Source organism: Streptomyces sp. NPDC048664 (genome assembly GCF_040650555.1).
Taxonomy (GTDB): domain Bacteria; phylum Actinomycetota; class Actinomycetes; order Streptomycetales; family Streptomycetaceae; genus Streptomyces.
On record NZ_JBEZHK010000012.1, the window covers coordinates 23,175 to 47,858 of the forward strand.

Below are 24,684 nucleotides of genomic sequence, written 5' to 3' on the forward strand. Positions count from 1 at the left end.
GTAACGGCCCGCTGACCTGCGGTCCTCCACCGCCGCGCGAGAGTGGGGCGGTGAGGGCGGGGAGCCCCGCGGCGTCAGGCCGTCCAGCCGTGGCCGCCACCGCTGTGGAAGAGGGCCATGACCGCGGTGGTCACCACGAGTCCCTGGGTGACGCGCCGCCCCTGCGGGAACATGGCCGCGAGCGCCCAGGCGAAGGCCGCGTACCACGGCATGGACCAGGGCGCCGTCAGGATCCACGCGAAGGCGAGCGCGAACGGCACGGCACCGGCGGCCGGGGTGGCCGCTGGGACGCGGCGGCGCAGCACGGCGGCGAGCACGAGCATCAGCGCGGGCCACAGCAGGCCGATGAGCGCCGTGCACGCGCCGTGTCCGAGCAGCGCGGTGGCGTACCGCTCGAACACGGCCCACGCCGAGGGCCTGGAGACCTGGTGGGAGGCTGCGGAGAGCGGGGCGAGGGCGTGGGTGCCGTAGCAGCCGTAGAGAAGCAGCAGGGTCAGTGCGGCCGCGGCCGTCCGACGGGCCAGTCGCCCCCAGACACGGGAGCGCAGCAGCGGCCAGGCCAGTCCGACGCCGAGCAGGGCGGCACTGATCTTGACGCCGCAGGCCAGACCGACCAGCACCCCGACCAGCAGGTCGTGGCGCCGGGAGGTGGCGCGCGTGGCGAGGCGGACCGCGCAGACCGCCAGGCAGGCGACGAGGGTGTCCAGGTGCCCGCCGGCGACCATCAGGCCGATCAGGAGCGGGTTGGCGCTCCACAGCAGCGCGGCACGCACCGGATCGTCGGCGGTGCGTATCAGCAGGTGTCCGGTGGCCAGGAACACGGCCGCGCCCGCGAGCATCAGGACGGAGATGGTCAACCAGGGCCGGTCGCCGCCGACGGACGCCGCCGCCTCCTGCCACCAGGTCGCGACCGGTCCGTACACCGAGGGGGCGTCCCGCCACGCGACACCCACCAGGGCGGCGTAGGGGCCCCCGAGGTCGGCGGGGGTGGTGAGATAGGGGTCCTGGCCCAGGGCCGCGATCCGGCCGTAGGCGGCATAGCTGGCGGTGTCGGAGGAGCCGACCGGGGTGAGGAGGGCGATGCCCGCCGTCGCCACGGCACCGGCGAGGAAGAGCCGCCGCGGGCTGGGGTTCCAACCTCTCTGGCGCGCCCTGAGCAGGAGGAGGGTGCCCAGGCACGCGAGCGCGACGGCCGTCAGGGTGGCCGTCACGGACACCACGCCCGGCAGATGCGGCAGGCTGGGCGGGCCCAGCACGCGAAGCGGGCTCGTCGACGCCCGGAGCGTGTTGTTGTTGGGAGCGAGGGCGCCCACGAGCGCGAAGAGGACGAGTCCGGCGGCCGACATCCACACGCCCGCCCGCGGGGCGGGTACCACCCCGGTCTCCTGGGACTTCGGGGCGCTTGTCCTGACGTCGCCCGGGGAGCGCGGGGCTCTCTCGCCGTCGTCGGTCGTCAAGGTCACTGTTCGCCCCGGGCTGTCGCTGCTTCGGCCTGCCGCCGCCACGCTACCGCGCGCGGTACGGGGGAGGCCTCCCGCGCCCGTTCGGCAGGGGTTGCGCGCGACGCCCGCGTCAGGACAGGATCAGTCCTTCGTGAGCCAACACTTCGATGTCCTTGTTCTGGGAGCGGGCCCCGGCGGCTACACCGCGGCGGTCCGAAGCGCGCAACTCGGCCTGTCCACCGCGATCGTGGAGGAGCGCTACTGGGGCGGTGTCTGCCTCAACGTGGGCTGCATCCCCTCCAAGGCCCTGCTGCGCAACGCGGAGTTGGTGCAGTTCGTCACCCACGAGGCCAAGGCGTACGGGATCAGCGTGGGCGACGACGTCTCCGCGGACTACGGGGTCGCCCATCAGCGCAGCCGCAAGGTCGCCGACGGCCGGGTCAAGGGCGTCCACTTCCTGATGAAGAAGAACGCCATCACCCAGTTCGAGGGGCGCGGCGCCTTCACCGACGACCACAGCCTGACGGTGACCCGTCCGGACGGCGGCACCGAGACGGTGACCTTCGACCACTGCGTCATCGCGGCCGGCGCCACCCCGCGGCTGCTGCCGGGCACCGCGCTGTCGGACCGTGTGGTCACCTACGAGAGCCAGATCCTCAGCGAGACGCTGCCCGACAGCATCGTCATCGCGGGCGCCGGGGCGATCGGCGTGGAGTTCGCCTATGTGCTGCGCAGCTACGGCGTCGAGGTGACCGTCGTCGAGTTCCTGGACCGCGTGGTCCCCCTGGAGGACGAGGAGATCTCCAGGGAGCTCGCGAAGCAGTACCGCAAGCTCGGCATCGAGGTGCTCACGGGCACCGCGGTCGTGTCGATCGACGAGTCCGGCCCGCGCCTGCGCGTCACCGTCGACAAGGGCGGCGAGCGGCGGATCCTGGAGACGGACAAGGTGCTCCAGGCCATCGGCTTCGCCCCCAACGTCCAGGGCTACGGTCTGGAGAACACCGGGGTGCGGCTCACCGAGCGCGGCGCCGTCGACGTCGACGGGCGCTGCCGCACCAGCGTGCCGCACATCTTCGCGATCGGTGACGTCACCGCCAAGCTGATGCTGGCGCACGCCGCCGAGTCGATGGGCGTCGTGGCCGCCGAGACCATCGCCGACGCGGAGACCATGGAGCTGGACTACACCATGATCCCGCGGGCCACCTACTGCCAGCCGCAGGTGGCGAGCTTCGGCTACACCGAGGCGCAGGCGCGCGAGCGGGGCTTCGACGTCCAGGTGGTGAAGTTCCCCTTCTCCGCCAACGGCAAGGCGCACGGCCTCGGGCACCCCGTCGGCTTTGTGAAGATCATCAGCGATGGCACCCATGGCGAGCTGCTCGGCGCCCACCTCATCGGGCCCGAGGTCACCGAGCTGCTGCCGGAGCTGACGCTCGCGCAGCAGTGGGACCTGACCGTCCACGAGGTCGCCCGCAACGTCCACGCGCACCCCACGCTCGGCGAGGCGGTGAAGGAGGCCGTCCACGGCCTGGCCGGACACATGATCAACATGTGACGCCCGGAGGGCGCCGTCAGGGGGACCAACCGCCAACCAGCAATGCAGCGCCACGATCACGGTCGTCGACGGTCGTTGCTGGTCGTCGTTGGCCCCCTTCTGACGGCCCACAGACGGCCCAGCCTGACTGAGGACGCGACAGATTCACAGTGAGCCCAGGTCACCCCCTACGGCCTGCAGCTTTCCCAAGCTAGCGGCCGCCGGGGGAAGCAGAGTACCGAGTGGCTTGGCCGTGTGAGTACATCAGTTTGGGAAGCTGCGGGCATTCGGGGCCGGTTCGGGCGCTGACCTCGGCGAACGTTGGCGGGGTGGCCCCGTCGGGCTCGGCTGCTGTCACCGTGGTCCCCCGCTGTTCCCCGCCGGATCTGGTGCGCTTGTGGTGCGCGGAAACTCCGCAGCTGGATCAGACTGACTCATCAGGTAAGTCAACTCCGCTTCGGTGGCCTCAGGTCGGAGACGAACGTCGAAGGTATAGCCCTCGTCGCAGAACACCACGTCAAGGTGAGCCGGAGCGAGTCTGCGGAACACGATCGCCAGCCACACGGCGTCCGCCCGCCAGAGATCCAGGTACAGGCAGGTACCGTCCTCATGTAGGTATGCCCCGCCTGGGCCGTTCTCCGTCTCGAAGGACCAGCTGAAGCTTCGTGCACCGCTACGGTGAGTCGGGGCGATCTCAACGGGTGCCCATCGAGACCGCATCGCTGTCGTCAGTGCCTCAGCGTCGACTCGCCATGTGCCCGCCTCGCTGTCGGCAAGTGCCATGAACTGCGCCATGGCGGCTGTCTATCACCCGGGCAGCGGCCGACGGGCCTTGCCCCTCGTTGCACTCCGGGGTAGGCGCACGCTCTTCGCAGGGGTTCGGGGGACAGGTCAGACGGGGTACGCGTACGTCCATGAACGGTGGTAGCCGTGGGTAGACTGGACAAGGACCAGGACAACGAGTCCACCGATACCTGCTTTAGGGCCCGTAAAGAACAACCTGCTCTTCCCCGGGCACCCGCCAGGTCGTCCTGATCAACTGCCGCCGCACCGACTGCAGGCCCGGCAAGACCACGATCACCACCGTCTGCGCAGTGACCAGCCGGACCCCCGAGCAAGCCACCCCGCTCAGCTTGCACGACTGATCTGGGACCACTGGAAGATCGAGGCGCTGCACCACGTCCGCGACACGACCTTTGCCGAGGACGCCTCCCATCTGCGAACCGGCAACGCTCCACGCGCGTTGACGACCCGGTGTAATCTCGCCGTCGGCGCTCTCCAGCTCAGCGGCGTGAAGAACATCGCCGCCGGGCTCCGGCACAACGCGTGTGGCGCCCGCCACCCATCGAACTCCTCGGCCTCGCGTGATCACAATCGGACATCCGCCGACTACGCCGGAGTCTTGGGCTCCTCCGCCCCTGTTATAGTGCTCACGACCACCTGACTTACTGATCAGTAGCTAAGTTGCCTTTCCGGCACGGGGAATTGAAGCCGGTGCTCCGAACGATATTTGCGCGCGCCGGTCAAGGAATGCATGCACAACAATTTCAGATCACGGATCGCGGCGTTCTTCGTCGCCCTGGCCGTCACCCTCACGGGCTGCGTGGGTTCCGCGGCCAGCGCCCAGGCCGCGGAGCAGGGGCGAGTGGAACGGCTCGCGGAGATCGTCCGCAAGGTGGCCCAGTATGCGAACTGCGACCGTCTGCCCCTGCTTGAACGGCCCGTGTGCCTAAAGCAGTTCGCGGGCAAGGCCATCGCGCTGGGCGTCGGGGTCGGGGTGTTCCTCTACACCACGCAGGACGCCATGAAGGACCACGGAGCGAGCTTCAAGGACCTCGACAAGAACATCAAAGCAATTGAAGCCCTCAAGCCGCTGAACCTCGTGGATCCCAGCAAGTCACCGGATCCCGCGGAGCAGCTGAAGCTTCTGGAAAAGGCCGTCCAGACCTTCAAGAGCGCCCGGCCGCACCTGGACAAACTCCGGGAGAACCTCGCTAAGGCGGACTCCCTGCTCGGGACCCAGAACGACTCCCTGCTCGCCCTCACCTTCCTGACCGTCGCGCTGGGTGAGTACTTCCCCGAGCAGAAGAAATACCCGGAGGCGAAGCCGGTCTTCGACTTCGAGAAAGAGCTGAACGAGTTCAACGAGACGCTGGACCAGATCAACGCGGGTCTCGGCAAGATGAGCCGCGCCCTGGACACGATGAACTCGGGCGTCCGCGATGTCAACAAGGGCCTGGCCGAGGCCAACAAGGGCATCGACCAGGCCAACAAGGGAATGAAGGAGCTCAACGAGGGAATCCGCCAGGCCAACAAGGGAGTCGACGAGGCGAACAAGCACGTACCCGGCATCAAGAAGGGCGCGGAGAAACTCCGTGACATGTCGGGGCTCGACTTCGACTTCTCCGGCCTCGGGGACACCTGGGCCTCCGGAAAGTCCCTCCTGGACGACGCCGAGCAGCAGCGAAGGATGTCACTGCTGCTGGACCTGCTGCCCGGGGTTGGCGACGGCAAGGGCGTGGTCGAGGCGCTCGTCGGCAAGGACCTGGTCACCGGCCAGAAGCTGACCACCGAAGAACGCTTGCTCGGCGGCGCGTCCGTGCTGAGTTGGCTACGGACCGGCGACCGGCTGCTCACGGCGGACCAGATACGCAAGGCCCGCAAGGGTGAACAAGCCGTCACCTGCAACAGCTTCCCCAACGGCACCAGGGTACTGATGGCGGACGGCTCTCAGGTGCCCATCGAACAGGTCCGGGAAGGGGATCGCGTCCTGGCCGCCGATCGCGACACCGGCCGCCGGCAGCCCGAGCCGGTCACGGATCTGATCACCGGTCAGGGCGAGAAGAACCTCGTCGACGTCACCCTGCAGACCGACCAAGGGCCTGCCACGGTCACGGCCACGGACGAACACCCGTTCTGGGTGGACGACCTCGGAGCCTGGGCGACCGCAGACCAGCTGCGACCGGGAGCCTGGCTCCGAACCAGCGCGGGTACCCGGGTGCAGGTCGGCGCGGTGAGAGCCTGGACCGCTTCCGACCAGAAGGTCCGCAACCTCTCCGTCGATGATCTGCACACCTTCTACGTCATGGCCGGCAGCACATCGCTGCTGGTTCACAACACCAACGGCTGCGGCAAGTGGAAGGCCGAGTTCGACGCTCTCCCCAACGGCAAGCAGAGTCATGTGAAGGAGATCTCGACCGCCGCGGAGCTCCGCAAGACCTTCGAGCGGTGGACCGAGGACGCCAAGCGGCTGCCCGCCCGCGGACCGAAGATCCCGGATGTGTACCAGCTCCCCGACGGCACGATCATCCAGTGGCGTGCATCATCGGCCTCGGGTGGCGAGACCATCGATATCTTCCCCGTCACAGGCAAGGGAAAGAAGGTGCACCTGCCGTCATGAGCATGGAGTTCATCATCGGCGAGCTGCTGGAGGAAGGGCTGGACGACTGGGTGCCCATCGACCGCCTGATCGGGCTCGCACAGGAGACGGCCGAACAGTCCGGCCGCGATTTCCGGGTCGTGGCCGTGGAAGTACTCACTGAGTTGCTGAGCGGTGGGCTGATGGCCGTGGGAGACCTAGGCCACAGCGGTTTCGAGGCGTGGAGCGGGAGCCCCGAGGCTCTGGTGCGGCGGGTCGTCGCCATGCTCGACGGATTCGACTGGCGACCCCAGGGCGGTGCCTGCTGGCTCGCCAACACCCCACCCGGCACCAGCGAGGGGCGCCGCCAGCGCGTGTAACTCTGACGGGCTGGTCAGTTGATCGCATGTGCCTGTCCGATCAGTGAACCTCTTTCATCCTGAATGGTCGCAGGTCAGTAGTACGTGGATGGCTTGGACGGTGCGGCTGACGCGGCGGGTGGAGGAGCGTGCTCTGCGCATGATGCGCCAGGACTTGAGTCGGGCGAAGGCACGTTCGCCGGGGGCTCGGAGTCGGGCGTGGTCGCGGTTGAACTGCTGGTAGTGCTCGGGCTGTTCGCTGTGGTGGTGAGGCAGGTCGAGTGCGGCAGGATACGGAACCAACAGGGCTCCTGTGCTGCTGAGTTGAGACGTCGAACACCTCCCTCAACGGCACGGGAGCCCTGTCCGTTGCGCATTCCGACCTCACACCGCCCTGTCACCCGATCAGTGGCCCCGCTGAAAACGCTCAGTGAGTAGTGGAACAGGGCAGCGTCCGCTCCCACGAGATCGTAGATCTCTATGGCTTCGCCTTGCGCTACGACCTTGTTCGGTCGGATCGAGTAGTACCCGAAGAAGGCGTCTTCCTGATTGATCACGTAGAGCTTGAAGAACTGTGTCCCGCTGTGGACACGACACGCACGCTGACCTTCGCTTCATTGACCAGTCCGAGCACGCTGAGCTCGTGCATGGTGTTCGCGATGCTGCGGGTGAAGCTGACCATCATGTCGTGCATGCGGGCCCGAAGCCGCGGGTCGTCGCTGCCGTCCTCGCGCCGGACCGGCGCGGCCTGGGGCACTGACATGTCTGGCATCAGGATGCGGATGTTGATGGTCGACGGGGTCAGGCGGCCGATCCGAATCTTGTCGATCGGCTCTTGAAGCGCGCCGTGCAGCGTCTCACTGGAGAACCCCGCGAAGTCGATCGACACATTCTCGCTGGCGAAGGCCTGTTCCACGTGCGGCCGCAGACCCGCCGGCCGTTCGGTGCGGTTGCGTACGTACACGCCACTGCCCTTGCGAGAGACGATCAGGCCCTCGTCCTCCAGCTCGCGGAGCGCACGTTGGATCGTGGCACGGGCGAACCCGTACGCCTCCGTTAGTTCCTTTTGCGACGGGATCTTGTCGCCGCGACCCAGCTTCCGGGTCCGGATGGCGGCACTCAGAGTGATCGCCACCTGCTCGTACGGCGGCCGGTCATCGTCCGGGTCCAAAGGTTCGGGCGTGGAGAACATCAAGGCTGTCAGCGAGTACCTGGGACACGCTGACCCCACGATGACACTGAGGGTGTATGCGCACCTCATGCCCAGCAGCCAGGACCGAGCCCGGCGAGCCTTCGATACGGTGTTCCGGAACGCCGCGGAGAACGCCTGATGGCCCGTGGGCGGCCCACAGAGGCGGGGAATTCTCCGGCTAGCGGCATCACCGCTGGTCAGAGACTCCCCCCGGGGTCAGCCCTCGACCCAGCCGCGCTTCTTGGCGAACTGGAGCAGCTCGCCCCGGATCTGGACGATCTGCGTGCCCGTCAGCGTGGGCGCCGCCGCGAGGAGGAGTTCCGTGACGTCGGTGGTGAAGTCCTCGGCCGGCAGCACGTCGCACAGCTCGTCGTCGTGGGCGAGCGTCCGGGGCAGGCCCACCGGTGCGCCCGAGGGCACCAGGGGGGCGACCGCGGCGTTCTGGGGCAGCCGCACGGACGCCGCCTTCGGCCCCCGCTCGCCCTCCACGATCTCGAACTCCACGAGCGTGCCCGTGCGGATGTACGCCTCGGAGATCATCATGTCGTTCGCGTGGAGGAACACGTCCTCACCGCCCCCCTCGGGGGAGATGAACCCGTAACCCCTGGCACCGTCGTAACGGATCACACGTCCAACTGCCACTGCGGAACCCCCAGACACCTCGGACCCTTTGTCCGAATCACCACCAAACGCCAGAGGGTACTACCACCCCGGCCGCCGCGCGGTCACCGCCCCCCTCGCCGCCCCGGCACCGGTGCCGGGCCCGCGTGGTAGGCGCCGTCGGCGAAGAGGAGGGCGCGGCGGGCGGTGCGGGCGTGGTGCTCGACGGCGCCCAGCAGGAGCAGATGGTCGCCCGCGGGCACGATGCCCGCGTTCCGGCAGCACAGGGTGGCCGCGGCACCGGGTAGCAGCGGCTCCTCGTGCGGCCCGGGCACGGTGGCCAGTCCCGCGAACCGGTCGCCGGGCCCCGAGAACCGTGCCGCCAGGTCCCGCTGGTCGGCGGCGAGGACATGGACGGCGAAGTGCTCGGCGGCGGTGAAGGCGGGCAGGCCGCGCGAGGAGCGGGCCAGACACCACAGGATCAGGGGCGGGTCGAGGGAGACGGAGGTGAACGAGTTGACCGTCATCCCGGCCGGCTCGCCCCCCGCTCCCCGGCAGGTGACCACGGCGACCCCGGTGGCGTAGCGCCCGAGCACGGCACGCAGCGCCCGCCCCGCGTCACCGTCGGGCCCACCGCCACCGGGTCCACCGCCGGGTCCGCCGTCGGCGGGCGCGGCGGCGCCGTCCCAGCCGCCCGGTCCCGCACCCTTCGGTGCCGGACCGGGCGCGTCCCCGGGCGCCGTCACGGCGCCCGGCACTGTGGTCACGGGGCGGCCGGGCTCTCGCGCAGCGCGGTGAGCGCGGCGGCGATGTCCGCGTCCTCCGGGTCGAGGACCGCCGCCAGTTCCAGGTCGGCGAGGGCCTCCGGCCGGCTGCCGGTCTCCCCGTACAGGAAGGCGCGGTTGTAGCGCAGCGCGGCGTCCTTCGGGTCGAGTTCGACCGCCCGGCACAGGTCCTCCAGCGCGTCCTGCGGCCGTCCCGCGTCGTAGCGGACGCCCGCGCGGCCGGACAGGGCGCTGACCAGGTCCGGGTCCCCGGCCACCGCGCGGTCGTAGGCGGCCTCCGCCCCGGCGAGGTCGCCCTCCTCGGCGAGCGCCTGCCCGACTGCGGCGTGCAGATGGGCGTTGTCGGGTTCGAGCCGCAGACCGGTGCGGGCGTCGGCGAGGGCCGCGGCCGTGTCCCCCGCTTCGAGGTGGATGCCCGCGCGGTTGATGTAGGCGTCCACGAACTCCGGGTCCTGCTCGATGACGTAGCTGAAGTCGGCGAGCGCCCCGTCCACGTCGCCCGCGCTCAGCCGCAGGTCGCCCCGGTTGTAGTAGATCTCCGGGAAGGGCGGTGAGAGGCGGATGGCGCGGGCGTAGTCGGCCAGCGCCTCCTCGGTGCGGCCGAGCCGGCGCAGCAGGTTGCCGCGTTCGAGGTAGTGCTCCGCGTGGTTGGGGTCCTCCTCGATGACGATCGCGTAGTCGGCGAGCGCGTCGTCGAGCCGGCCGAGGCCGGTGTAGACGCGGGCGCGGTTGTTCTTGAGCACGGAGCGGTGCAGCCGGTGTTCGTCGGGCGTGAGCTTCGCGTCGAGGTCGTCGACGCACTCGGTGACCAGCCGCAGCGCCTCCTGCGGATCGCCGAGGTTGACCTCCACCAGGGCGCGGCCGTTCTTGTAGAAGGCGCTCTGGAAGGCCCGCTCCACCCGGCCCTCCAGCAGGGAGGCGGTGGCGATGGCCCCGTTCAGAAGCGCCTTGGCCTTCTTCTCGTCGCGGTCGGCGGGGTCGTTGTGCCGGGTGTAGAGCATGGCGGTGGAGTAGGCGCAGGCCATGTGGACCACCGGGTCGGTCGACAGCAGCCGCGCCTCGTCGTAGACCGCCTCGGCCTCCTTGGTGCGGCTGAGGATGGACAGGGCGAGGCCGAGCTGTACGGCGAACTTCCACCACTGCCGGGTGTCGGCCCGGCCGTCCACCAGGGCCAGGCCCCGGCGGCCGTAGTCGACGACCGCCGGGTAGAAGCCGTTCACCAGGCAGTGGTCGGAGGCGGCCCACAGGGCGGCCACGGCCTCGGTCTCGGGGGCGCTGCCGCGTTCCAGGTGGTACGGGAGCGCGCCGAGGGTGAGGGTGAACTCCGCCGCCTCGCGCAGCTGCGCGGCCCGCCGGTCGTGCAGGGCGGCGCGCTCGGCGGTGGGCAGGGCCTCGTAGGCGGTGAGCGCGGCCTCGGCGTCGGGGCCGTCGAGCAGGCCGTCCGCGGCGACCCAGCGCCAGGCGGCCTCCTCCGGACCGGCCGGCGGCGCGGTGCCGGCCGCCGTCACGGGGAGCACGGTGGTGTGCCGCCCGAGCACCGGGGCCAGGTCGCCGTCGGGGTCCGGGGGCTCGGTGCCGCACAGGACGACGGTGAGGGTGCCCGGGTCGACGCGGCGCACCAGCGTGGCGAGGAACTCCTCGTCGGTGACCTCCGCGTGGTCGGTGTTCTCCACCACCAGGCACCTGGGCCCGTCGTGGCCGAGGACGGGCAGCGCGTCCCGGACGAATTCCACCAGGCCGTTGGATATACGGCGGGTACGCAGCCGGGCGTAGTAGCGGGTGCGTTCGGTGGGCAGCGCCATGGAGGTGAGCGTCTGACGGGAGTTGGGCATGATGGACGCCAACTCGGGTGCCACGGAGAGGATTTCGATGTCGTGGCGGCGCAGCAGGTCGGGGTCGCGGGTGAGCACCTCGGGGACGAGGGCGCGTACGACGGCACCGGCGGCGGTATAGGGGCCGCGCAGCCTGCGGTGGGCGTCGACGGTGGGCAGGAGTCGGGGCGGCAGGGAGCAGGTGTCCAGGGTGGCGGCCCGGTCGTGGCGGGTCGCGCCGTAGGCCCTGCGGTGGCCGGGGACGGCGGGGTCAGCCTGCTGCATGCGCGGTTTCCTTTGCGGTCGGAACGGACGGGCGGGCGCGGCGGCGCCAGGCGCGATAGGCCAGGTAGGCGGCGAAGACCGGCTCCCAGAAGTTGATGACGAGGAACGTGAGCACGTCGGCCGCGTTGACCGGGGACAGGTCCGTGCTCAGCTTGTGGACGGCCAGTTCGGTCAGGCGCACCCCGGTGGGGATGGCGGCCGTCAGCAGGGTGACGGTGAGGAAGCCGTACCCGGCGAGCATCAGCCACGAGTACCAGCGGGCGATCTGGCGGTCGCGCTCGTGCCAGGTGCTCTCGTCCACCATGCGCTCGGGCCGGCGCAGCACCCGCATCAGCCGGTTGCGCAGCATCTGGCGGGCCGTGGTCTGCAGGTCGTTGCAGCCCAGGACCGTGATGGCGAGGTAGTACAGGTCGGTGCGCAGGAAGAAGTAGAACTGCCACACCAGTCGGAGCACGACCGCGAAGGCCATCGACAGCAGCAGCCGGTACACCACTCCGGCGGCGCCGGCCGATCCGCTGAGAGCGGCGGCGACGAGGGTCAGACCGCAGATGACCAGGACGTCGCAGACCATGCCGGCGAGCATCGGCAGATAGCGCTTGCGGCGGGGCACCGCGACCAGGCCGTCCAGGGCGGTCACGAAGACCACGTAGTAGAAGCGGCGGCTGATCGACAGCGTGGAGTTGAGGCCGAGCCGGCGGCCCGCGAGGGCGTGGGCGCTCTCGTGCAGCAGGATCCACGGCAGCTGGCCCAGGACGATGCCGAGGGTGAGCAGCACCAGGGAGCGGTGGGTGAAGAACAGGTTCTGGTAGTGCGGGGCCAGTTCGGGGCGGCGGACCATGGCGACGACACCGGCCGCCGCGACCAGCGCGTACAGGACCCACGCCACCGGCGAGTAGACGGCGGCTCCCAGCCGCTGCCAGCGCACCGGGCCGGCGGGCGCGGCCACCTGCTCGCCGTCCTTGACCAACAGGTCCAGTTCTTCCAGGACTTCGAGGAACTCGCCGATGTCCACCTGCTCGCCGTACTGCTCGGTGTACCAGCGCGCCGCCTCGCTCGGCGGCACTCCCGCCTCGAGGCGGCGCAGCAACTCGGCCCCGTCGGGCGGGAAGAGGCCGTAGGAGTCGATGTCGGCACGGCCGACGGTGACCTCGTCGCCCTCCTCCAGATAGGTGAGCGGGTGCAGACGCACAGGTTGGTCCGGATCTGGGGACGGCGAAGTCGTCACTGCCTCACTCACCTCACGGGTTGGCGACCGGTGTACGGTGCGCGCCGGACCGGGGGTCCGGCGCGCACCCGCCTGGGATCAGGCGTTGGCGCCGCAGCAGTACGCGGACGCGGCGGCGGAGGTCAGACGGACGGTCCCGGCCTTGCGCACGGCGATCTTCTTCATGGGGATCTCCTTCTCTGCGAAGTGGTGCACACCGCCGCCGGGGTCCCGGACGGCGTACCCGATTGCTCGGGCGCTCATGGGAGAAGACGAGAATTAGCGCCTGAAAACACAGGCATTTCCTTTCGGAAATTCGCTCGTGTGCTGTGGAAAAACCGTGACAACAAACCGTCGACACACCTCCTGATCGACTGAAAGGCCTTTCGGAACCGCCTTCCAACGGCTCCGCGATTCCGCCCTCCAAATCGACGCTCGACAGATTTACATCCTGCGGACAGGCATGTCAACGGCCCGGGCGTGGGCGTGAGCACGCATCGACAAGCGCTCCACCAGCCCTATGAGCAAGGGGAATTGAACGTTCTGTCATGACCCCCATGGACGGTGGACATCCCTTCCCGGGCGAGCCATAGTCAGCGCGTCGCACACGGCTTCAGGCGGGCGCGCATGAATCTTTGTCTCATGTGGTCCGGCCGGTGCGGCATTAACACCGGCGCCGGGATTGGGGAATCCGGGCGCGGATTGAGGGGGCTCATGGAATACGAGCTGGCTCGACGGCTGGTACCGGACGAGATGTGGGGGGTGGTCGAACCACTGCTGCCCGGCTTCACGGGGCGGCGGCAGGGCGGGGGAACGGCGCCGCTGAACGAGCGGCGGACTTTCACCGCGGTCGTCTACGTCCTCGCCTCCGGCTGCACCTGGCGGCAGTTACCGTCCTGGTTCGCCGTCTCGGCGGCCACGGCGCACCGCCGCTTCATCGCGTGGACGCGTTCGTCCCTGTGGGACCGGCTGGAAGAGGCCGCCGCCGGGCATCCCGACGAGCCGTGGATCCACGACATCGCGACGGCGGCCCGTGCGCGAGGTGGGCCACGGGCGGATTGCGACGGCGGGTGATACCTGCCACGTGAGATGCCCGGAATGACCGACATGGCGGGCTGTGCGGCCGCCGGGGCGCACCGAGCGCGCCCCGGCACCGGCGGCCCCGGGAGACCCCCGGGGCCGCCGGCCCGGTCACCGCCCGTGACGACAGGGGGGATTCAGTCCAGCACGGCCGGCGTGAGATCGGCCTCCTCGCCCCCGGAGCGGATCAGCTCCAGGACGGCGTCGGCGACGTACTCGGCGCTGTGCGGGGCCGAGCCGCCGGGAGCGTCCGCGATCCCGCGGCCGGCGCGCAGGGTGTCGTGGAACTCGGTGGCGGTGACGAAGGGGTAGAGCGTGGAGACCGCGATCCCGTCGCCGGCCAGCTCCCGCCAGGCCACCGCGGACAGCATGTTCAGTGCCGCCTTGCTCGCGGCGTAGGCGCCGAGGCCGGGCAGCACCATCCGGGTCGTCGTGGAACTGACGTTCACCACGCTGCCGCCGCCCTGGGCACGCATCACCGGCACCACGGCCCGCATGGCCGTCAGCGGGGCGACGACATTGAGGTCCAGGACGGCCCGGAAGTCCTCGGGGGTGACCTCTTCCAGCGGTACGTGCAGGCCCTGTCCGGCGTTGTTGACCAGCACGTCGACCCGCCCGAAGCGGTCCAGGGCCGCTTGGACCACGTCCTGGACCTGGAGGGGGTCGGTGACGTCCGCCGTCACCGCGAGGGCCGAGGGAAGCCGGGCGGCCAGGGCCCGGACCCGTTCGGTGCGGCGGGCGGCCAGTACGAGCCGGGCCCCCTCCCGCGCGGCGGCGCCCGCCACGGCCGCCCCGATGCCGGAAGAGGCCCCGGTGATCAGGACGACCCTGTCGGTGATCCCACGCCGTCGCGCCCCGCGCCGTCCCCGGCACCCGGCTGATCGCCACCCTGCCCCGGCGGCTGGTGGCCCCGCACACCGGCGACCCGGAGCTGCGGCAGGTGACCGCGCCGCCGGAGATCGGGGCGATGACCTACCGCATGATCTGGCATCCGCGACTGGACGGCGACCCGGCCCAGAACTGGCTCCGGACCGCCGTCCGGTCGGTCACGGCCGCACTGCCCGGCGTCCCCGTCAGCCGCGGTAGCGGAAGATGATCCGGCCTCGGGTGAGGTCGTAGGGGCTGAGCTCGATCAGCACCCGGTCGTACGGCAGGATCCTGATGCGGTGCTTGCGGATCTTTCCGCTGATGTGCGCGAGCACCTGGTGCCCGTTCTCCAACTCCACCTTGAAGGTGGCGTTGCGCAGGCACTCCAGGACCGTGCCCTCGGTCTCGATGCCGTGTGTCGTCTTCGCCATGCTCCTCGTTTCTCTCTCATCTCTTCGGTTCGGTCGCGACGCCGTCCGGTTCGGCAGGGGGCGGGCGATCAGCGCAGGACCAACTCCACGTTCCCGCGCACCCGCTGGGCCCCGATGCCGTCGAGCAGCGCCCTGGCCGCCTGGTTGGACTCGCCGACCTCGGCCCATGCCGTCCGGACACCGCGCCCGTGCAGCTCACCCAGCACCTGGGCCAGCAACGCCCGCGAGACACCGCGCCGCTGCTGGTCGGCCCGGACCGCGACCAGGCCGAGCCGCGGCTGCCGTGCCGGCCCGGTCACCCGGAGAAGTCCCACGTAGTCACCGGACCGCACCGCCACCGCGTACCTCGACGGGTCCACCACGGACCCGGTGTCCGGGCCGGGCAGCACCTGGGCCGGCATCTCCTGCCATCCGACGGTGGCCTCCACCTCGTCGCGGATCATCCCGTACAACGCGCGCAGCGGTCCCTCCTGTGCCGCGCCGAGCGGCACGATCGTGACGCCCTGCGGTGGCACCGGGTCGAGCCCCGTCGTCCGCGGGTCGGTGGGCACGAGGCACTCCCACTCGCGGCGCCGGCTCGCGAAGCCGACGCGCTCCCAGCGGGACGCCAGGTCCGCGTCGGTCTCGTCCACCATCGTGTACAGCGGCCGAGGCAGCGCCGCGGCCATCGCGTCGGCGAGTTGGTCGAACACGGCTCCGCGCCAGGAGTCGACGCTGACGAACAGCCTGCCGTCGGGCCTGTGCCACGCGTCGCCCCGGCCGACCAGCCGGTCGTCCTCCAGCGCGTGCCACTCCCCCTGCGCGACATGCGTGACGACGGCCGGGCACCCGTCCGTACCGGACGTGAAGTCTGTGGATCGCATAGGTCTTCACCTTTCGGGATCGCCTGCTCACGGCGCTCCCGGCGACCTGTGTCAATCGCCCGACCGTGACGACGAGGGGAGCACCCACATCGATACAGCGTTCATGGGTCTCACCTCCTGCGGATCCGTCGCGGTCCCTGGCAGGCTAACAGCGCACGCGCCGTCGCTCCACCGAATTGACGCCTCTCACCTCCCGCAGGGGCGCCCGAGCGGGGTCGCGCGCCCCGACGGGGCGCGGGGAACCGCGCGACCAGCCACGACGCCGCCGCACACGAACGACGGGCGCCGGGACGGGCGCGGGGCCGCGCGCGACGACACGCCACCGCGCTCCCGGGCCACCACCCGGGTCGGTCACCCGGATGGCCGCACCGCCCGTCCGTTCCCTATGCTGCGCCACATGACCTCAGGGTTTACGCAGTTCATCACCAAGAAGGGCCGCGCCCCACTCGCCTGGGCCGCGCTGCTGGCCACCGGACTCCTCCTCACCGGCTGCAAGGACGTGCCCTCGTCCACGGGCGGCGGGTCCTCCGGTTCCGCCGCCCCGGCCCCGGGCGACGGCCGGGCCGTGAGTCCGCTGGACAATCCGGCCGGGACGAAGCCGGGGCTGGCGGCGATCACCTCGGCCGCGGACAAGTCGTCGGCCCGAGCCCTGATCGGGAAGGTGGCCACCAAGGGCCGCGGCCCGAAGACGGGGTACTCCCGGGACCAGTTCGGCTACGCCTGGATGGACTCGGCCCCCGGCGGCGTCCCCTTCGCGCACAACGGCTGCGACTCGCGGAACGACCTGCTCAAGCGCGACGGCGAGCAGGTCCGCTTCCGCGGTGGATCGAACTGTGTCGTCGTCTCGATGACCCTGCACGACCCGTACACCGGCAGGACCATCGTCTGGACGAAGGCGCACGCCGCGAAGGTCCAGATCGACCATGTGATGCCGCTGTCCTACGACTGGCAGATGGGTGCCGCCCACTGGTCGAAGGACAAGCGGGAGGACATCGCCAACGACCCGCTGAACCTCATCCCGGTGGACGGCCCGACCAACGGCGCCAAGAGCGACTCCGGTCCGGCGAGCTGGCTTCCGCCCGACCCGCGGATCCGCTGCTCCTACGCGGTGCGTGTCGCCCAGGTGTCCCTGAAGTACGGCCTGCCGGTCACGGCGCCCGACAAGGAGGCGATGCTGAAGCAGTGCGCCGGGTGAACCGCGAAGCCCTCAGCGCGTGTTCGGGCCGGTGACGACCGGCCCGTCCCGGGCGTCCACGGGGGCGGCGACGGGAACCAGGGTGACCAGGGCCGAGGCGGCGCAGCAGACGGCCAGCACGGGGAGCAGCGCACGAGCGCGCCACGACGAGAGACGCACGGGCCGCTCGATCAGCCGGTAGCCGGCCGTGGCGAGCACGACGGACGCGCAGACGGCCACGGACACCTTCACGGCCTGACTCCACTCCGGGTGCTCGACACCGAGGTAGACCCACACGGGCCAGTGCCACAGGTAGAGCCCGTAGCTGCGGTGCCCGAGCCAGACGAGAGGGCGGTACGACAACACCCGCAGCGGCCGGGCCCCGTGCGCGGCGGCGTCGATCAGCGTCACTCCCGCGATCCCCGCCAAGGGCAGCTGCCAGGCGTAGAAGGCGGCCGAGTCGAGGTCCGCGACGCACCACAGCCAGCCGAGGACCGCCACCGCCGGCGGCCAGAACCGGCGGAACAGCCCTGGGCGCACGGCGGTGGAGGCCCCCAGCAGCAGCGCCCCGGCCCGGGTGTCGGTGCCCATGTAGGCGCGCTCGAAGGCGCCGGGAACATGGAGAAGGTGCGCCAGCAGATAGCAGAGGGCGGCGGTGGCGAGCAGGAGCGTGTGCAGCGACGGACGCGGACGCCGCACCCGTCCCCTGCCCGAGGCCACGAGCGCGATCAGCAGGAGCGGCCAGACCAGGTAGAACTGCTCCTCCACGGCGAGGGACCACAAGTGGTTCAGGGGCGCCTGCTCCTGGGTCACGTCCCAGTATCCGACATGGCCGGCCACCGCATACCAGTTGGAGGTGTAGGTGAGGGCGGCCAGCGTCTGCGCGTTCACCGTGCGGTGCAGGCCCGGAGGGTCCTCCAGGAGCATCCACGCCTGGACGGACGCGACCACGAGCAGGACGGCCGGGAGCAGTCGTTTGACCCGCCGGAACCAGAAGCCGCCCAGTGCGGGGCGCGGGGTGCGGGCCTGTTCCGTCAGGAGCAGCCGGGTGATGACGAAGCCGGAGATGACGAAGAACAGGTCGACGCCGAGGAAGCCGCCGTCGAGCCCGAGCCCGTAGTGGAACGCCATGACCGCGGCGACGGCGACGGCCCGCAGGCCGTCGATCGCGTCGATCCTTCCGTGTCCCTCGTCAGGTGCCGGTCCTTCGGTTGTCGCCGGGCGCTGTTCGAGGGCCAGCGACACCTCAGACACCGCCCTTGGCGAACATGGCGTCGAGAGCCCAGTTGGCCAGCCGTGCGCGGGCGGGCTTGGTGGGGTGGGCGGTCGGGTCGTAGACCTCGGTGCCCGCGAGCACCCGAGGGCATCCGGCGTCGTTGCACAACTGCCCGCGCAGGTCGAGCAGTCGCACCCCGGGACGGGTCGCGGCGGCCGTCCTGAGCACCCGGTTCATGACCAGGGCGGAGGAGTGGTACGTCGGATTGCCCACCTGGTGCGACGTCATCAGGAACAGCGGGGTGTGACGGCGGGTCAGCAGGGTGATCGCCTGGTTCAGACGGTCGCGGAAGGCCTTCTCGTGCGCGGGCGCCGTCAGGTCCGAGGCCGTGTGCTCCCCCGCCAGCCGCTGGGGGGTGACGTCCCAGAAGCCGACCGTCAGCAAGATGGCGTCGGGCCGGTACTTCTCCACGTAGGACGGCCACTGGCTCGGCCAGCGACGGCAGGCCTGTGGCGTCTCCTCGCCCACGGGCAGCAGAATGCCGCAGCCGCCGAGCCCCGCGTTCACCACGGTGTTGCGGGCGGCGGCCACTTCGCTCATGCCCCGGCCGATGCTGGCGGACCAGGAGTCCCCCACCACCAGGACGGTCTTGCCGGTCACCGCGGAGGAGAGGACGGGCGAGCCGAGAGGGGGAACGGCGGAACCATAACGCGGTTCACCGGCACTGCCCGGGACCGCTCCCGAACGCCCCGCCGCGCCCTTCTCCGCACGTGTGTCCCGATGCGTGTCCCCCCGTGTGTCCGCGTGCGGTGCGGCGCAGCCGCACAGAACCAGCGCCATGACCGCGGCGGCACGGAGTCGACGGCTTCCCCGGCTTCTTCCTCGGCCTTTTCCTCGCACCATGCCCACCAACCGAATTCTCGCGACTTCCTGGGACCGCCCACCGGGAGACTAGCTCGCCACCCGCCGTCCCGAAGTGCTGGCACGCCCACCACAACGCCATGCCGAGGCAAACTCCCGGGCCTCTTGCGCTGATCCGGTGAAACACCGGCCGGCCGAGCCGTGCCGACCGGTTCCGCCACCGCCCGCCGGTAGGGTCCGAGGCCGTTGCGCGCATTCTCGGAAACCACTGGCGAACCGTGTGCGGATTCCACGGGGAGGGATGGGCGACATGCCTGTGCGAGAGGTACTGAAAGGCGCCTTCCTGTGCCTGACGGCTTGCGTCATGGGCTGGCCGAACGGAACGCCTTCGAGCGCGCTGGAATTCGGACCGGCGCATTCACCCATCCCCTGCTACGCCAACGCGTGCACGTTCCCCGAGAGGTCCGCCTCCCGGCGCAACATCGGTCTGCCCCCGTGGGGGTCGCCGACCCTCCTGCCGGGCGCGGAAGGGAAGAAGGTGCTGGTGGTCGGGGATTCCTGGGCGCGGGACGCGGCCACCGGGATCACGGCCTCCTTCGCCGGAAAGGGACAGGTGAAGGACGCCGCGGCGCTCGCCTGCGGCATTCGCGAGCCGTTCAACCCGCTGCCGAACAAGCACTGTCCGAAGTGGCGGACCGAGTGGCCCTCCCTGATGGAGAAGGTGCGCCCGGACGCGGTTCTGATGAGCGTTCAGTGGGATGCCGCGGAGCAGCAGATCGACCCGCGCGGAAATCCGGTGACGATTCGCGACGACAAGGCGCGGAAGAAGTTCGTCACCAACCTCGACCGGGCGATCCGCATCCTCTCCGTGAGGCGGACCCCGGTCTATGTGTTCGGGTCCACCTTCGCCCATGTTCCGGGCTCGGTGGCCGTCCTCCTGTCCGGGATTCTCCTGGAGTTCTCCAGGAAATACCCCGGGGTGCACTACCTGGATCTCTACCACCAGCTCTGCAACGACCTGAACCAGTGCCCGAGGACGATCTCCGGATTCCCGGTCTACGGCACCGATGTGCACACCAGCAAGGAGACCAAGGTGCGCCTGGGGAACTGGATTCTCAACTCGATGTTCCACCACAGCCGGCGGCACGCGTAAGACGTCCGAGGAGACGGGAGCCATGGAGATGATGGGCACGAAGCTGGCACGAGCGGCGGGCCCCGGCCTGCTGGCCGCCGCTCTGCTGACACTGCCGATGTCCGCGCACGCGGCCGGAGGCGACTTCTACTGGAGCACGTCCGGCGTCGGCGGCCAGGACGGCGTCCTGACCTCCCCGAAGCCGGGCCACTGCTACACCCTCAGGGGCAGCAACCCCCCGTTCTACGCGTCGAACAGCACCTCCCGCACGGTCCGTTCGTACCGGCGACGGGGCTGCAAGGGCGCGGTCCGCAGCAGCATCGAGCCCGGTGCCGTGGGACACGTCTACAGGTACGTGAAGTTCAGGTAGCCGAGCCCGGCCGGCGTCCTGGGACAGCCCCTGAGGCGCCGGCCCTGTGAGGCGGTGCGGAAAACGCCTGGGCAGCAAGTCGATGATCTTGGGCATCCGTAGACAGGTGAACCGTCGTCCCTGTCCCCGGAGGAAGCCAGCATGACCATACCCGTGCGCCCTGTACGACCGATACGACCCGTGGACCGTGACCGTCGTTTCGATCTGCGCACCACCGCCTGGTTCTTCCTCCTGCTGGCGATCATCCTGTGCGTGCTGGCGTTCCTCGCGCGCACCGCGGCGGGCGTCGTCGAGCGCCGCCCCGCCTGGGCGGCCGTGCTGGTGGTGCTGGCTGTCACATCGGCCCTGGCTCTTCGGCCCCGCTGGCGGCGGTTCTCCGCCGCACGCTGCGCGCGACGGGCCACCCGGGCACTGGAGGAAGCGGCTCAGAAGGCGTCCCGCAGCCTCGCCGCCCCGGCGCCCGGCCAGGTCCCCGCGTCCCCGGTCGGAGTTCCGGCCCCGCAGGCGCCCGACCCCGGCCTCCCGCTCGGCCCGGACGCGACGCAGGCCCTCACGGTGCCGCTCCACCCCGGCGGCGACGAGGCGACCGTGCCCCTGGACGACGTGCTCGACTACAGCGCGCTCGACCCCGACGGCTTCGAGCGGGCGATAGCCGACCTGTGCGCACGCGACGACTGCCGGGAGGTGGAGGTGGTGGGAGGCGCGGGCGACCTGGGAGCCGATGTCACCGCGCTCACCGCGGACGGGCGGCGCGTCGTCATCCAGTGCAAGCAGTACGGCGAGACCAACAAGGTCGGCTCGCAGGACATGCAGCGATTCGGGGGGACCTGCTTCGCCGTGCACGAGGCCGACGTCGCGGCCGTCGTCACGACGAGCGACTTCACCGAACCGGCTCTCGCGTACGCCGAGCAGTGCGGAATCCTGTGCGTCAACGGGGAGGAACTGGCCGCGTGGACGGACGGCACGGGACCGGGCCCCTGGGAGCGGGAGATCGGCTGACGCCGACGGGTGAACCGGCCCTGGCCGTCTGCCTGACGGTCGGGGCTCGGCCACCGGGGTGAGCGCCGGCGGACGCCGGTGCGGCGGTGGGGGTGGGGCTGCTGCCGGAGGCGTGGGTGCTGGGCTCGCCGTACGTGGCCGCGCGCGCCGACGGCGCGGACCGCCGGACGGCGCGCCGATCCGCCGTGCGGACCCCGGTGCCGGTGCCGGTGCGCCGGCTGGTCCTCCACGAGCTGCGCGCTCGCGTCGCTGGTGGGTGCGTCCCGGAGATGTCGCCGCCCCGTACACCGGACCGCAGACGGCGGTGACGTACGGGCAGCTCCCTGGAGCTGAGCCGGCCGGGTCGAGGCGGCCGAAAACGTGCGCGGCCGCCACCGGAGGTGGCGGCCGCGCACGGGACGGCGTTCAGGAGGTGCTGAGCATGCCCTCGCGCAGTCGGGACACGATGCGGGTGATCAGCCGGGAGACGTGCATCTGCGAGACGCCGAGGCGTTCGCCGATCTGGGCCTGGGTGAGTTCCTCGACGAAGCGCCAGTGGATGATCTTGCGGTCGCGTCCGTCGAGTTCGGCGATCATGGGGGCGAGGGCGTGGAAGTCCTCGACCAGGCCGAGCGCGGCGTCCTCGTCGCCGATGAACTCCGCCAGCGCGGCCTCACCGTCGTCGCTGCCGCCGATGGCCGCGTCCAGGGAGGCCGACCGGTAGCCGTTGGAGGCGAGCTGAGCCTCCATGACCTCGCCCTCCGAAAGGCTCATCAATTCGGACAGTTCCCTGGTCGTCGGAGTCCGGCCCAGCCGGCTGCGCAGTTCCTCGCCCGCGCGGGCGAGTTCGACACGGGCCTCCTGGAGCCGCCGGGGCACGTGCACGGCCCAGGAGGTGTCACGGAAGAAACGCTTGATCTCGCCGACGATGTAGGGGACGGCGAAGGAGGTGAACTCGACCTCGCGGGACAGGTCGAACCGGTCGATCGCCTTGATCAGGCCGATCATGCCGACCTGGACGATGTCCTCCATCTCCTCCGGCCCCCGGCTGCGGAACCGGCCGGCCGCGTAGCGGACCAGGGACATGTTCATCTCGATGAGCGTGTTGCGCGTGAACTGGTATTCGGGCGTGCCCTCCTCCAGCCCCGACAGCCGGTCGAAGAACAGCCTCGACAGCTCCCGTGCGTCCCTGGGCGCGACCTTGGAGGGGTCCGCGATGACCGGAACCTCCACCGTCCGTCCAGCAGTTCCCACGGTCGTCGTCGTCATGATGCGTCCCTCCCAGTCGCCAGGCTCGGTCCACGCCGATCCTCGTCCGTCGGCACGCGTGTACCCCGATCACCGACGGACACACCTGGCCTGAGAACTTCTTTCAGTCCTCGCCCTTGTCCCCGTGGCTTCGCACGATCTCCTTCACCTTGGCGACCGCGAACCCCCAGCCCTGCTCGACGGTCGGCTTGGCCGGGACGGCGATCTCCTCGGGGTTGGTCAGGACGTCGAGCAGGACCGGGCCGGGGCTGCGGAAGGCGCGGCGCACGGCACTCTCCACGTCCGCGGGGTCGGTGACCCGGATACCGGTGATGCCCATGGCCTCGGCCACGGCGGCGAAGTCCGGGTTGTCGAGCTCGGTGCCGAACTCGGGCAGACCCGCCTGCTCCTGTTCGAGCTTCACCATGCCCAGACGGCGGTTGTCGAAGACGACGAGTTTGACGGGGAGGCGGTACGTCTTCAGGGTCATCAGGTCGCCCAGGAGCATGCTGAGCCCGCCGTCACCGCAGAAGGCGACGACCTGGCGCTCGCGGTCGAGGCCCTGGGCGCCCAGGGCGTGGGGCATGGCGTTGGCCATCGAGCCGAGGTTGTACGAACCGATGAGGCGCCGTTCGCCGCGCATCTCGACGAAGCGCGACAGCCACACCGTGGCCATGCCCGTGTCGGAGGTGAAGACGGCGTCGTCGGCGGCGATCCGGTCGACGGCCGCGGCCAGCGCCTCCGGGCGGATGTCGTGGGCGCGGTTGTCCAGGACGGAGCGGATGCGGCCCGTGATGCCCTTGTCGTGCGACGGGTCGGCGAGCCGGGCCTGGCCCGCACGCCAGCGGTCGAACCGTGCGCGCGCCTTCTCCAGGTGCGAGCGGTCCCGGGTGCCTTCCGCCCCCTCCGGCACGACCGGGAGATGGTCCAGGAGGTCGCGTACGGTCGCGCCGGTGTCGCCCACCAGCCCCATGTCGACCGGCACCCGGCGTCCTATGTGGGTGGCCTCGGTGTCGACCTGGATCACCGTCCGGCCCTCGGGATACCAGTCCCGGTAGGGGAAGTCGGTGCCGAGCAGCAGAAGGGTGTCCGCGTCGTCCAGGGCCGAGGCGGCGGCCGGATTGCCGATCAGGCCCGTCTGCCCGACCTGGAAGGGGTTCGTGTCGCCCTCGAAGCCCGCCTTGGCCTTGAGGGTGAGCACCATCGGCGCGGCCAGCCGGTCGGCGAGGGCGAGGACGTCCTCGCGGGCGGCGCGGGCCCCTTGGCCGACGAGGAGGGTGACCCGCTCGGAGCGTGCGAGGAGTTCCGCGGCGGAGCGGACGGCGGACTCCTCCGGTCGGCTCACCGGCGCGCGCAGGGAGAACCGGGCCGGCCGGTCGGCGGTCACCTCCATGTCGCCGAGGTCGCCCGGCACGGTGAGGACGGCCACGCCCTTGCGGCCCAGCGCGGCGCGCACCGCCGTCTCCAGCATCTGCGGCAGCTGGTCCGGCGAGGTGATGGTCGCGCGGAAGACGGCCACGTCGTCGAAGAGGGAGTCGTTGTCGACCTCCTGGAAGTAGTCGCTGCCGAGTTCGGCGAGCGGCACCTGGCCGGCGATCGCGAGGACCGGGGTGTGGCTCTTGGCCGCGTCGTACAGCCCGTTGAGCAGATGGACGGAGCCGGGTCCCACGGTTCCCATGCACACGCCGAGGGTGCCGCTGAGCTGCGACTGGGCGCTCGCCGCGAACGCCGCCGCCTCCTCGTGCCGGCACCCGACCCACTCCAGGTCCTCGGTGGTGCGGATGGCGTCCGTCAGGGGGTTGAGCGCGTCTCCCACGACGCCGAACACCTGGCGTACGCCGAGGTCGCTCAGCGCGTCCACGATGAGGCGGGCAACAGTACGGGCCACGGGGATTCT

At 70.6% G+C, this 24,684-nt stretch carries 25 protein-coding genes and 1 pseudogene; 10 read left to right on the forward strand and 16 right to left on the reverse strand.

Annotation, left to right across the window (positions count from 1 at the left end; genetic code table 11):
• Positions 1 to 74: 74 nt before the first annotated feature.
• The gene (locus AB0C59_RS15565; RefSeq protein ID WP_363004645.1) at positions 75 to 1,376 is read right to left on the reverse strand and encodes a hypothetical protein; all 1,302 of its coding nucleotides are present in this window, start codon (positions 1,374 to 1,376) and stop codon (positions 75 to 77) included.
• 217 nt (positions 1,377 to 1,593) lie between these two features.
• Between AB0C59_RS15565 and lpdA the strand changes: the two genes are divergently transcribed.
• Positions 1,594 to 2,994, forward strand: coding sequence for a dihydrolipoyl dehydrogenase (gene lpdA, locus AB0C59_RS15570; protein ID WP_363004647.1), 1,401 nt, complete (start codon positions 1,594 to 1,596; stop codon positions 2,992 to 2,994).
• Between the two features lie 958 nt (positions 2,995 to 3,952).
• Here the strand turns inward: lpdA and AB0C59_RS15575 are convergent.
• Complete coding sequence (locus tag AB0C59_RS15575) at positions 3,953 to 4,315, reverse strand: hypothetical protein (RefSeq protein WP_363004649.1); 363 nt, start codon at positions 4,313 to 4,315, stop codon at positions 3,953 to 3,955.
• Between the two features lie 192 nt (positions 4,316 to 4,507).
• Here AB0C59_RS15575 and AB0C59_RS15580 point away from each other — a divergent pair, with 192 nt between their 5' ends.
• Entirely contained in the window at positions 4,508 to 6,373 is a 1,866-nt protein-coding gene (locus AB0C59_RS15580) for a polymorphic toxin-type HINT domain-containing protein (protein WP_363004651.1), read from the forward strand.
• Complete coding sequence (locus AB0C59_RS15585) at positions 6,370 to 6,711, forward strand: hypothetical protein (RefSeq protein WP_363004653.1); 342 nt, start codon at positions 6,370 to 6,372, stop codon at positions 6,709 to 6,711. The genes AB0C59_RS15580 and AB0C59_RS15585 overlap by 4 nt, the downstream gene beginning before the upstream one ends.
• Before the next feature lie 54 nt (positions 6,712 to 6,765).
• Here AB0C59_RS15585 and AB0C59_RS15590 read toward each other — a convergent pair whose 3' ends face one another.
• Together AB0C59_RS15590 and AB0C59_RS15595 are read right to left on the reverse strand one after the other, a co-directional pair.
• Positions 6,766 to 6,996, reverse strand: a complete 231-nt coding sequence (locus AB0C59_RS15590) for a transposase family protein (RefSeq protein ID WP_363004907.1) — start codon at positions 6,994 to 6,996, stop codon at positions 6,766 to 6,768.
• Between the two features lie 247 nt (positions 6,997 to 7,243).
• Positions 7,244 to 7,882 (reverse strand): winged helix-turn-helix domain-containing protein, encoded by a 639-nt coding sequence (locus tag AB0C59_RS15595; protein WP_363004655.1) that lies wholly within the window; start codon positions 7,880 to 7,882, stop codon positions 7,244 to 7,246.
• Here AB0C59_RS15595 and AB0C59_RS15600 point away from each other — a divergent pair.
• A pseudogene (locus AB0C59_RS15600) lies at positions 7,875 to 8,021 on the forward strand (site-specific integrase); the annotation flags it as partial. The gene AB0C59_RS15595 and the pseudogene AB0C59_RS15600 overlap by 8 nt on opposite strands.
• Before the next feature lie 77 nt (positions 8,022 to 8,098).
• On the opposite strand, the gene AB0C59_RS15605 reads toward AB0C59_RS15600, so the two are convergent.
• The 5 genes from AB0C59_RS15605 to AB0C59_RS15625 form a co-directional block, all read right to left on the reverse strand.
• A complete protein-coding gene (locus tag AB0C59_RS15605) occupies positions 8,099 to 8,524 on the reverse strand; it encodes a cold shock domain-containing protein (RefSeq protein ID WP_363004657.1) in 426 nt (141 codons plus the stop codon).
• Between the two features lie 83 nt (positions 8,525 to 8,607).
• Complete coding sequence (locus AB0C59_RS15610) at positions 8,608 to 9,228, reverse strand: flavin reductase family protein (RefSeq protein ID WP_363004659.1); 621 nt, start codon at positions 9,226 to 9,228, stop codon at positions 8,608 to 8,610.
• A gap of 17 nt (positions 9,229 to 9,245) precedes the next feature.
• Positions 9,246 to 11,363: a tetratricopeptide repeat protein gene (locus AB0C59_RS15615; protein WP_363004661.1), complete on the reverse strand. Its 2,118-nt coding sequence runs from the start codon at positions 11,361 to 11,363 to the stop codon at positions 9,246 to 9,248.
• Complete coding sequence (locus AB0C59_RS15620) at positions 11,350 to 12,552, reverse strand: hypothetical protein (RefSeq protein ID WP_363004663.1); 1,203 nt, start codon at positions 12,550 to 12,552, stop codon at positions 11,350 to 11,352. The genes AB0C59_RS15615 and AB0C59_RS15620 overlap by 14 nt, the downstream gene beginning before the upstream one ends.
• Before the next feature lie 114 nt (positions 12,553 to 12,666).
• Entirely contained in the window at positions 12,667 to 12,831 is a 165-nt protein-coding gene (locus AB0C59_RS15625) for a hypothetical protein (protein WP_363004665.1), read from the reverse strand.
• A 450-nt stretch (positions 12,832 to 13,281) separates the two neighbouring features.
• Between AB0C59_RS15625 and AB0C59_RS15630 the strand changes: the two genes are divergently transcribed.
• On the forward strand, positions 13,282 to 13,641 hold the full coding sequence (locus AB0C59_RS15630) for a transposase (protein WP_363004667.1): 360 nt from the start codon (positions 13,282 to 13,284) through the stop codon (positions 13,639 to 13,641).
• Between the two features lie 143 nt (positions 13,642 to 13,784).
• Here AB0C59_RS15630 and AB0C59_RS15635 read toward each other — a convergent pair whose 3' ends face one another.
• Positions 13,785 to 14,486: an SDR family oxidoreductase gene (locus AB0C59_RS15635; protein WP_363004909.1), complete on the reverse strand. Its 702-nt coding sequence runs from the start codon at positions 14,484 to 14,486 to the stop codon at positions 13,785 to 13,787.
• A 65-nt stretch (positions 14,487 to 14,551) separates the two neighbouring features.
• On the opposite strand from AB0C59_RS15635, the gene AB0C59_RS15640 reads away from it, so the two are divergent.
• Positions 14,552 to 14,743 (forward strand): hypothetical protein, encoded by a 192-nt coding sequence (locus tag AB0C59_RS15640; RefSeq protein WP_363004669.1) that lies wholly within the window; start codon positions 14,552 to 14,554, stop codon positions 14,741 to 14,743.
• Here the strand turns inward: AB0C59_RS15640 and infA are convergent.
• Together infA and AB0C59_RS15650 are read right to left on the reverse strand one after the other, a co-directional pair.
• On the reverse strand, positions 14,721 to 14,945 hold the full coding sequence (gene infA, locus AB0C59_RS15645; protein WP_363004671.1) for a translation initiation factor IF-1: 225 nt from the start codon (positions 14,943 to 14,945) through the stop codon (positions 14,721 to 14,723). The genes AB0C59_RS15640 and infA overlap by 23 nt on opposite strands.
• A 68-nt stretch (positions 14,946 to 15,013) precedes the next feature.
• Entirely contained in the window at positions 15,014 to 15,808 is a 795-nt protein-coding gene (locus tag AB0C59_RS15650; RefSeq protein ID WP_363004673.1) for a GNAT family N-acetyltransferase, read from the reverse strand.
• A gap of 397 nt (positions 15,809 to 16,205) precedes the next feature.
• On the opposite strand from AB0C59_RS15650, the gene AB0C59_RS15655 reads away from it, so the two are divergent.
• Positions 16,206 to 17,003, forward strand: a complete 798-nt coding sequence (locus tag AB0C59_RS15655) for an HNH endonuclease family protein (protein ID WP_363004675.1) — start codon at positions 16,206 to 16,208, stop codon at positions 17,001 to 17,003.
• Positions 17,004 to 17,015: 12 nt separating this feature from the next.
• Here the strand turns inward: AB0C59_RS15655 and AB0C59_RS15660 are convergent, their stop codons facing one another.
• The gene (locus AB0C59_RS15660) at positions 17,016 to 18,236 is read right to left on the reverse strand and encodes an acyltransferase (RefSeq protein ID WP_363004677.1); all 1,221 of its coding nucleotides are present in this window, start codon (positions 18,234 to 18,236) and stop codon (positions 17,016 to 17,018) included.
• The gene (locus AB0C59_RS15665; RefSeq protein WP_363004679.1) at positions 18,229 to 18,858 is read right to left on the reverse strand and encodes an SGNH hydrolase domain-containing protein; all 630 of its coding nucleotides are present in this window, start codon (positions 18,856 to 18,858) and stop codon (positions 18,229 to 18,231) included. The genes AB0C59_RS15660 and AB0C59_RS15665 overlap by 8 nt, the downstream gene beginning before the upstream one ends.
• Positions 18,859 to 19,369: 511 nt before the next feature.
• Between AB0C59_RS15665 and AB0C59_RS15670 the strand changes: the two genes are divergently transcribed.
• The 3 genes from AB0C59_RS15670 to AB0C59_RS15680 all read left to right on the forward strand — a co-directional run bounded on the left by AB0C59_RS15670 (position 19,370) and on the right by AB0C59_RS15680 (position 21,560).
• Positions 19,370 to 20,212, forward strand: coding sequence for an SGNH hydrolase domain-containing protein (locus AB0C59_RS15670; protein ID WP_363004681.1), 843 nt, complete (start codon positions 19,370 to 19,372; stop codon positions 20,210 to 20,212).
• A gap of 22 nt (positions 20,213 to 20,234) precedes the next feature.
• Positions 20,235 to 20,561 (forward strand): hypothetical protein, encoded by a 327-nt coding sequence (locus tag AB0C59_RS15675; RefSeq protein WP_363004683.1) that lies wholly within the window; start codon positions 20,235 to 20,237, stop codon positions 20,559 to 20,561.
• Between the two features lie 141 nt (positions 20,562 to 20,702).
• On the forward strand, positions 20,703 to 21,560 hold the full coding sequence (locus tag AB0C59_RS15680) for a restriction endonuclease (protein WP_363004685.1): 858 nt from the start codon (positions 20,703 to 20,705) through the stop codon (positions 21,558 to 21,560).
• A 405-nt stretch (positions 21,561 to 21,965) separates the two neighbouring features.
• Here AB0C59_RS15680 and AB0C59_RS15685 read toward each other — a convergent pair whose 3' ends face one another.
• Together AB0C59_RS15685 and AB0C59_RS15690 are read right to left on the reverse strand one after the other, a co-directional pair.
• Positions 21,966 to 22,808: an RNA polymerase sigma factor SigF gene (locus tag AB0C59_RS15685; protein WP_363004687.1), complete on the reverse strand. Its 843-nt coding sequence runs from the start codon at positions 22,806 to 22,808 to the stop codon at positions 21,966 to 21,968.
• Positions 22,809 to 22,911: 103 nt separating this feature from the next.
• Positions 22,912 to 24,675: a thiamine pyrophosphate-dependent enzyme gene (locus tag AB0C59_RS15690; RefSeq protein ID WP_363004689.1), complete on the reverse strand. Its 1,764-nt coding sequence runs from the start codon at positions 24,673 to 24,675 to the stop codon at positions 22,912 to 22,914.
• Positions 24,676 to 24,684 lie beyond the last annotated feature (9 nt).

Bases quoted from the DNA above. Each gene is read 5' to 3' on its own strand.
- AB0C59_RS15580 (WP_363004651.1), top strand. From the start codon at position 4,508: ATGCACAACAATTTCAGATCACGGATCGCGGCGTTCTTCGTCGCCCTG.
- AB0C59_RS15585 (WP_363004653.1), top strand. From the start codon at position 6,370: ATGAGCATGGAGTTCATCATCGGCGAGCTGCTGGAGGAAGGGCTGGAC.
- AB0C59_RS15595 (WP_363004655.1), bottom strand. From the start codon at position 7,882: ATGTTCTCCACGCCCGAACCTTTGGACCCGGACGATGACCGGCCGCCG.
- AB0C59_RS15615 (WP_363004661.1), bottom strand. From the start codon at position 11,363: ATGCAGCAGGCTGACCCCGCCGTCCCCGGCCACCGCAGGGCCTACGGC.
- AB0C59_RS15625 (WP_363004665.1), bottom strand. From the start codon at position 12,831: ATGAGCGCCCGAGCAATCGGGTACGCCGTCCGGGACCCCGGCGGCGGT.
- AB0C59_RS15630 (WP_363004667.1), top strand. From the start codon at position 13,282: ATGGAATACGAGCTGGCTCGACGGCTGGTACCGGACGAGATGTGGGGG.
- infA (WP_363004671.1), bottom strand. From the start codon at position 14,945: ATGGCGAAGACGACACACGGCATCGAGACCGAGGGCACGGTCCTGGAG.
- AB0C59_RS15650 (WP_363004673.1), bottom strand. From the start codon at position 15,808: ATGCGATCCACAGACTTCACGTCCGGTACGGACGGGTGCCCGGCCGTC.
- AB0C59_RS15655 (WP_363004675.1), top strand. From the start codon at position 16,206: ATGACCTCAGGGTTTACGCAGTTCATCACCAAGAAGGGCCGCGCCCCA.
- AB0C59_RS15670 (WP_363004681.1), top strand. From the start codon at position 19,370: ATGCCTGTGCGAGAGGTACTGAAAGGCGCCTTCCTGTGCCTGACGGCT.
- AB0C59_RS15675 (WP_363004683.1), top strand. From the start codon at position 20,235: ATGGAGATGATGGGCACGAAGCTGGCACGAGCGGCGGGCCCCGGCCTG.
- AB0C59_RS15680 (WP_363004685.1), top strand. From the start codon at position 20,703: ATGACCATACCCGTGCGCCCTGTACGACCGATACGACCCGTGGACCGT.
- AB0C59_RS15685 (WP_363004687.1), bottom strand. From the start codon at position 22,808: ATGACGACGACGACCGTGGGAACTGCTGGACGGACGGTGGAGGTTCCG.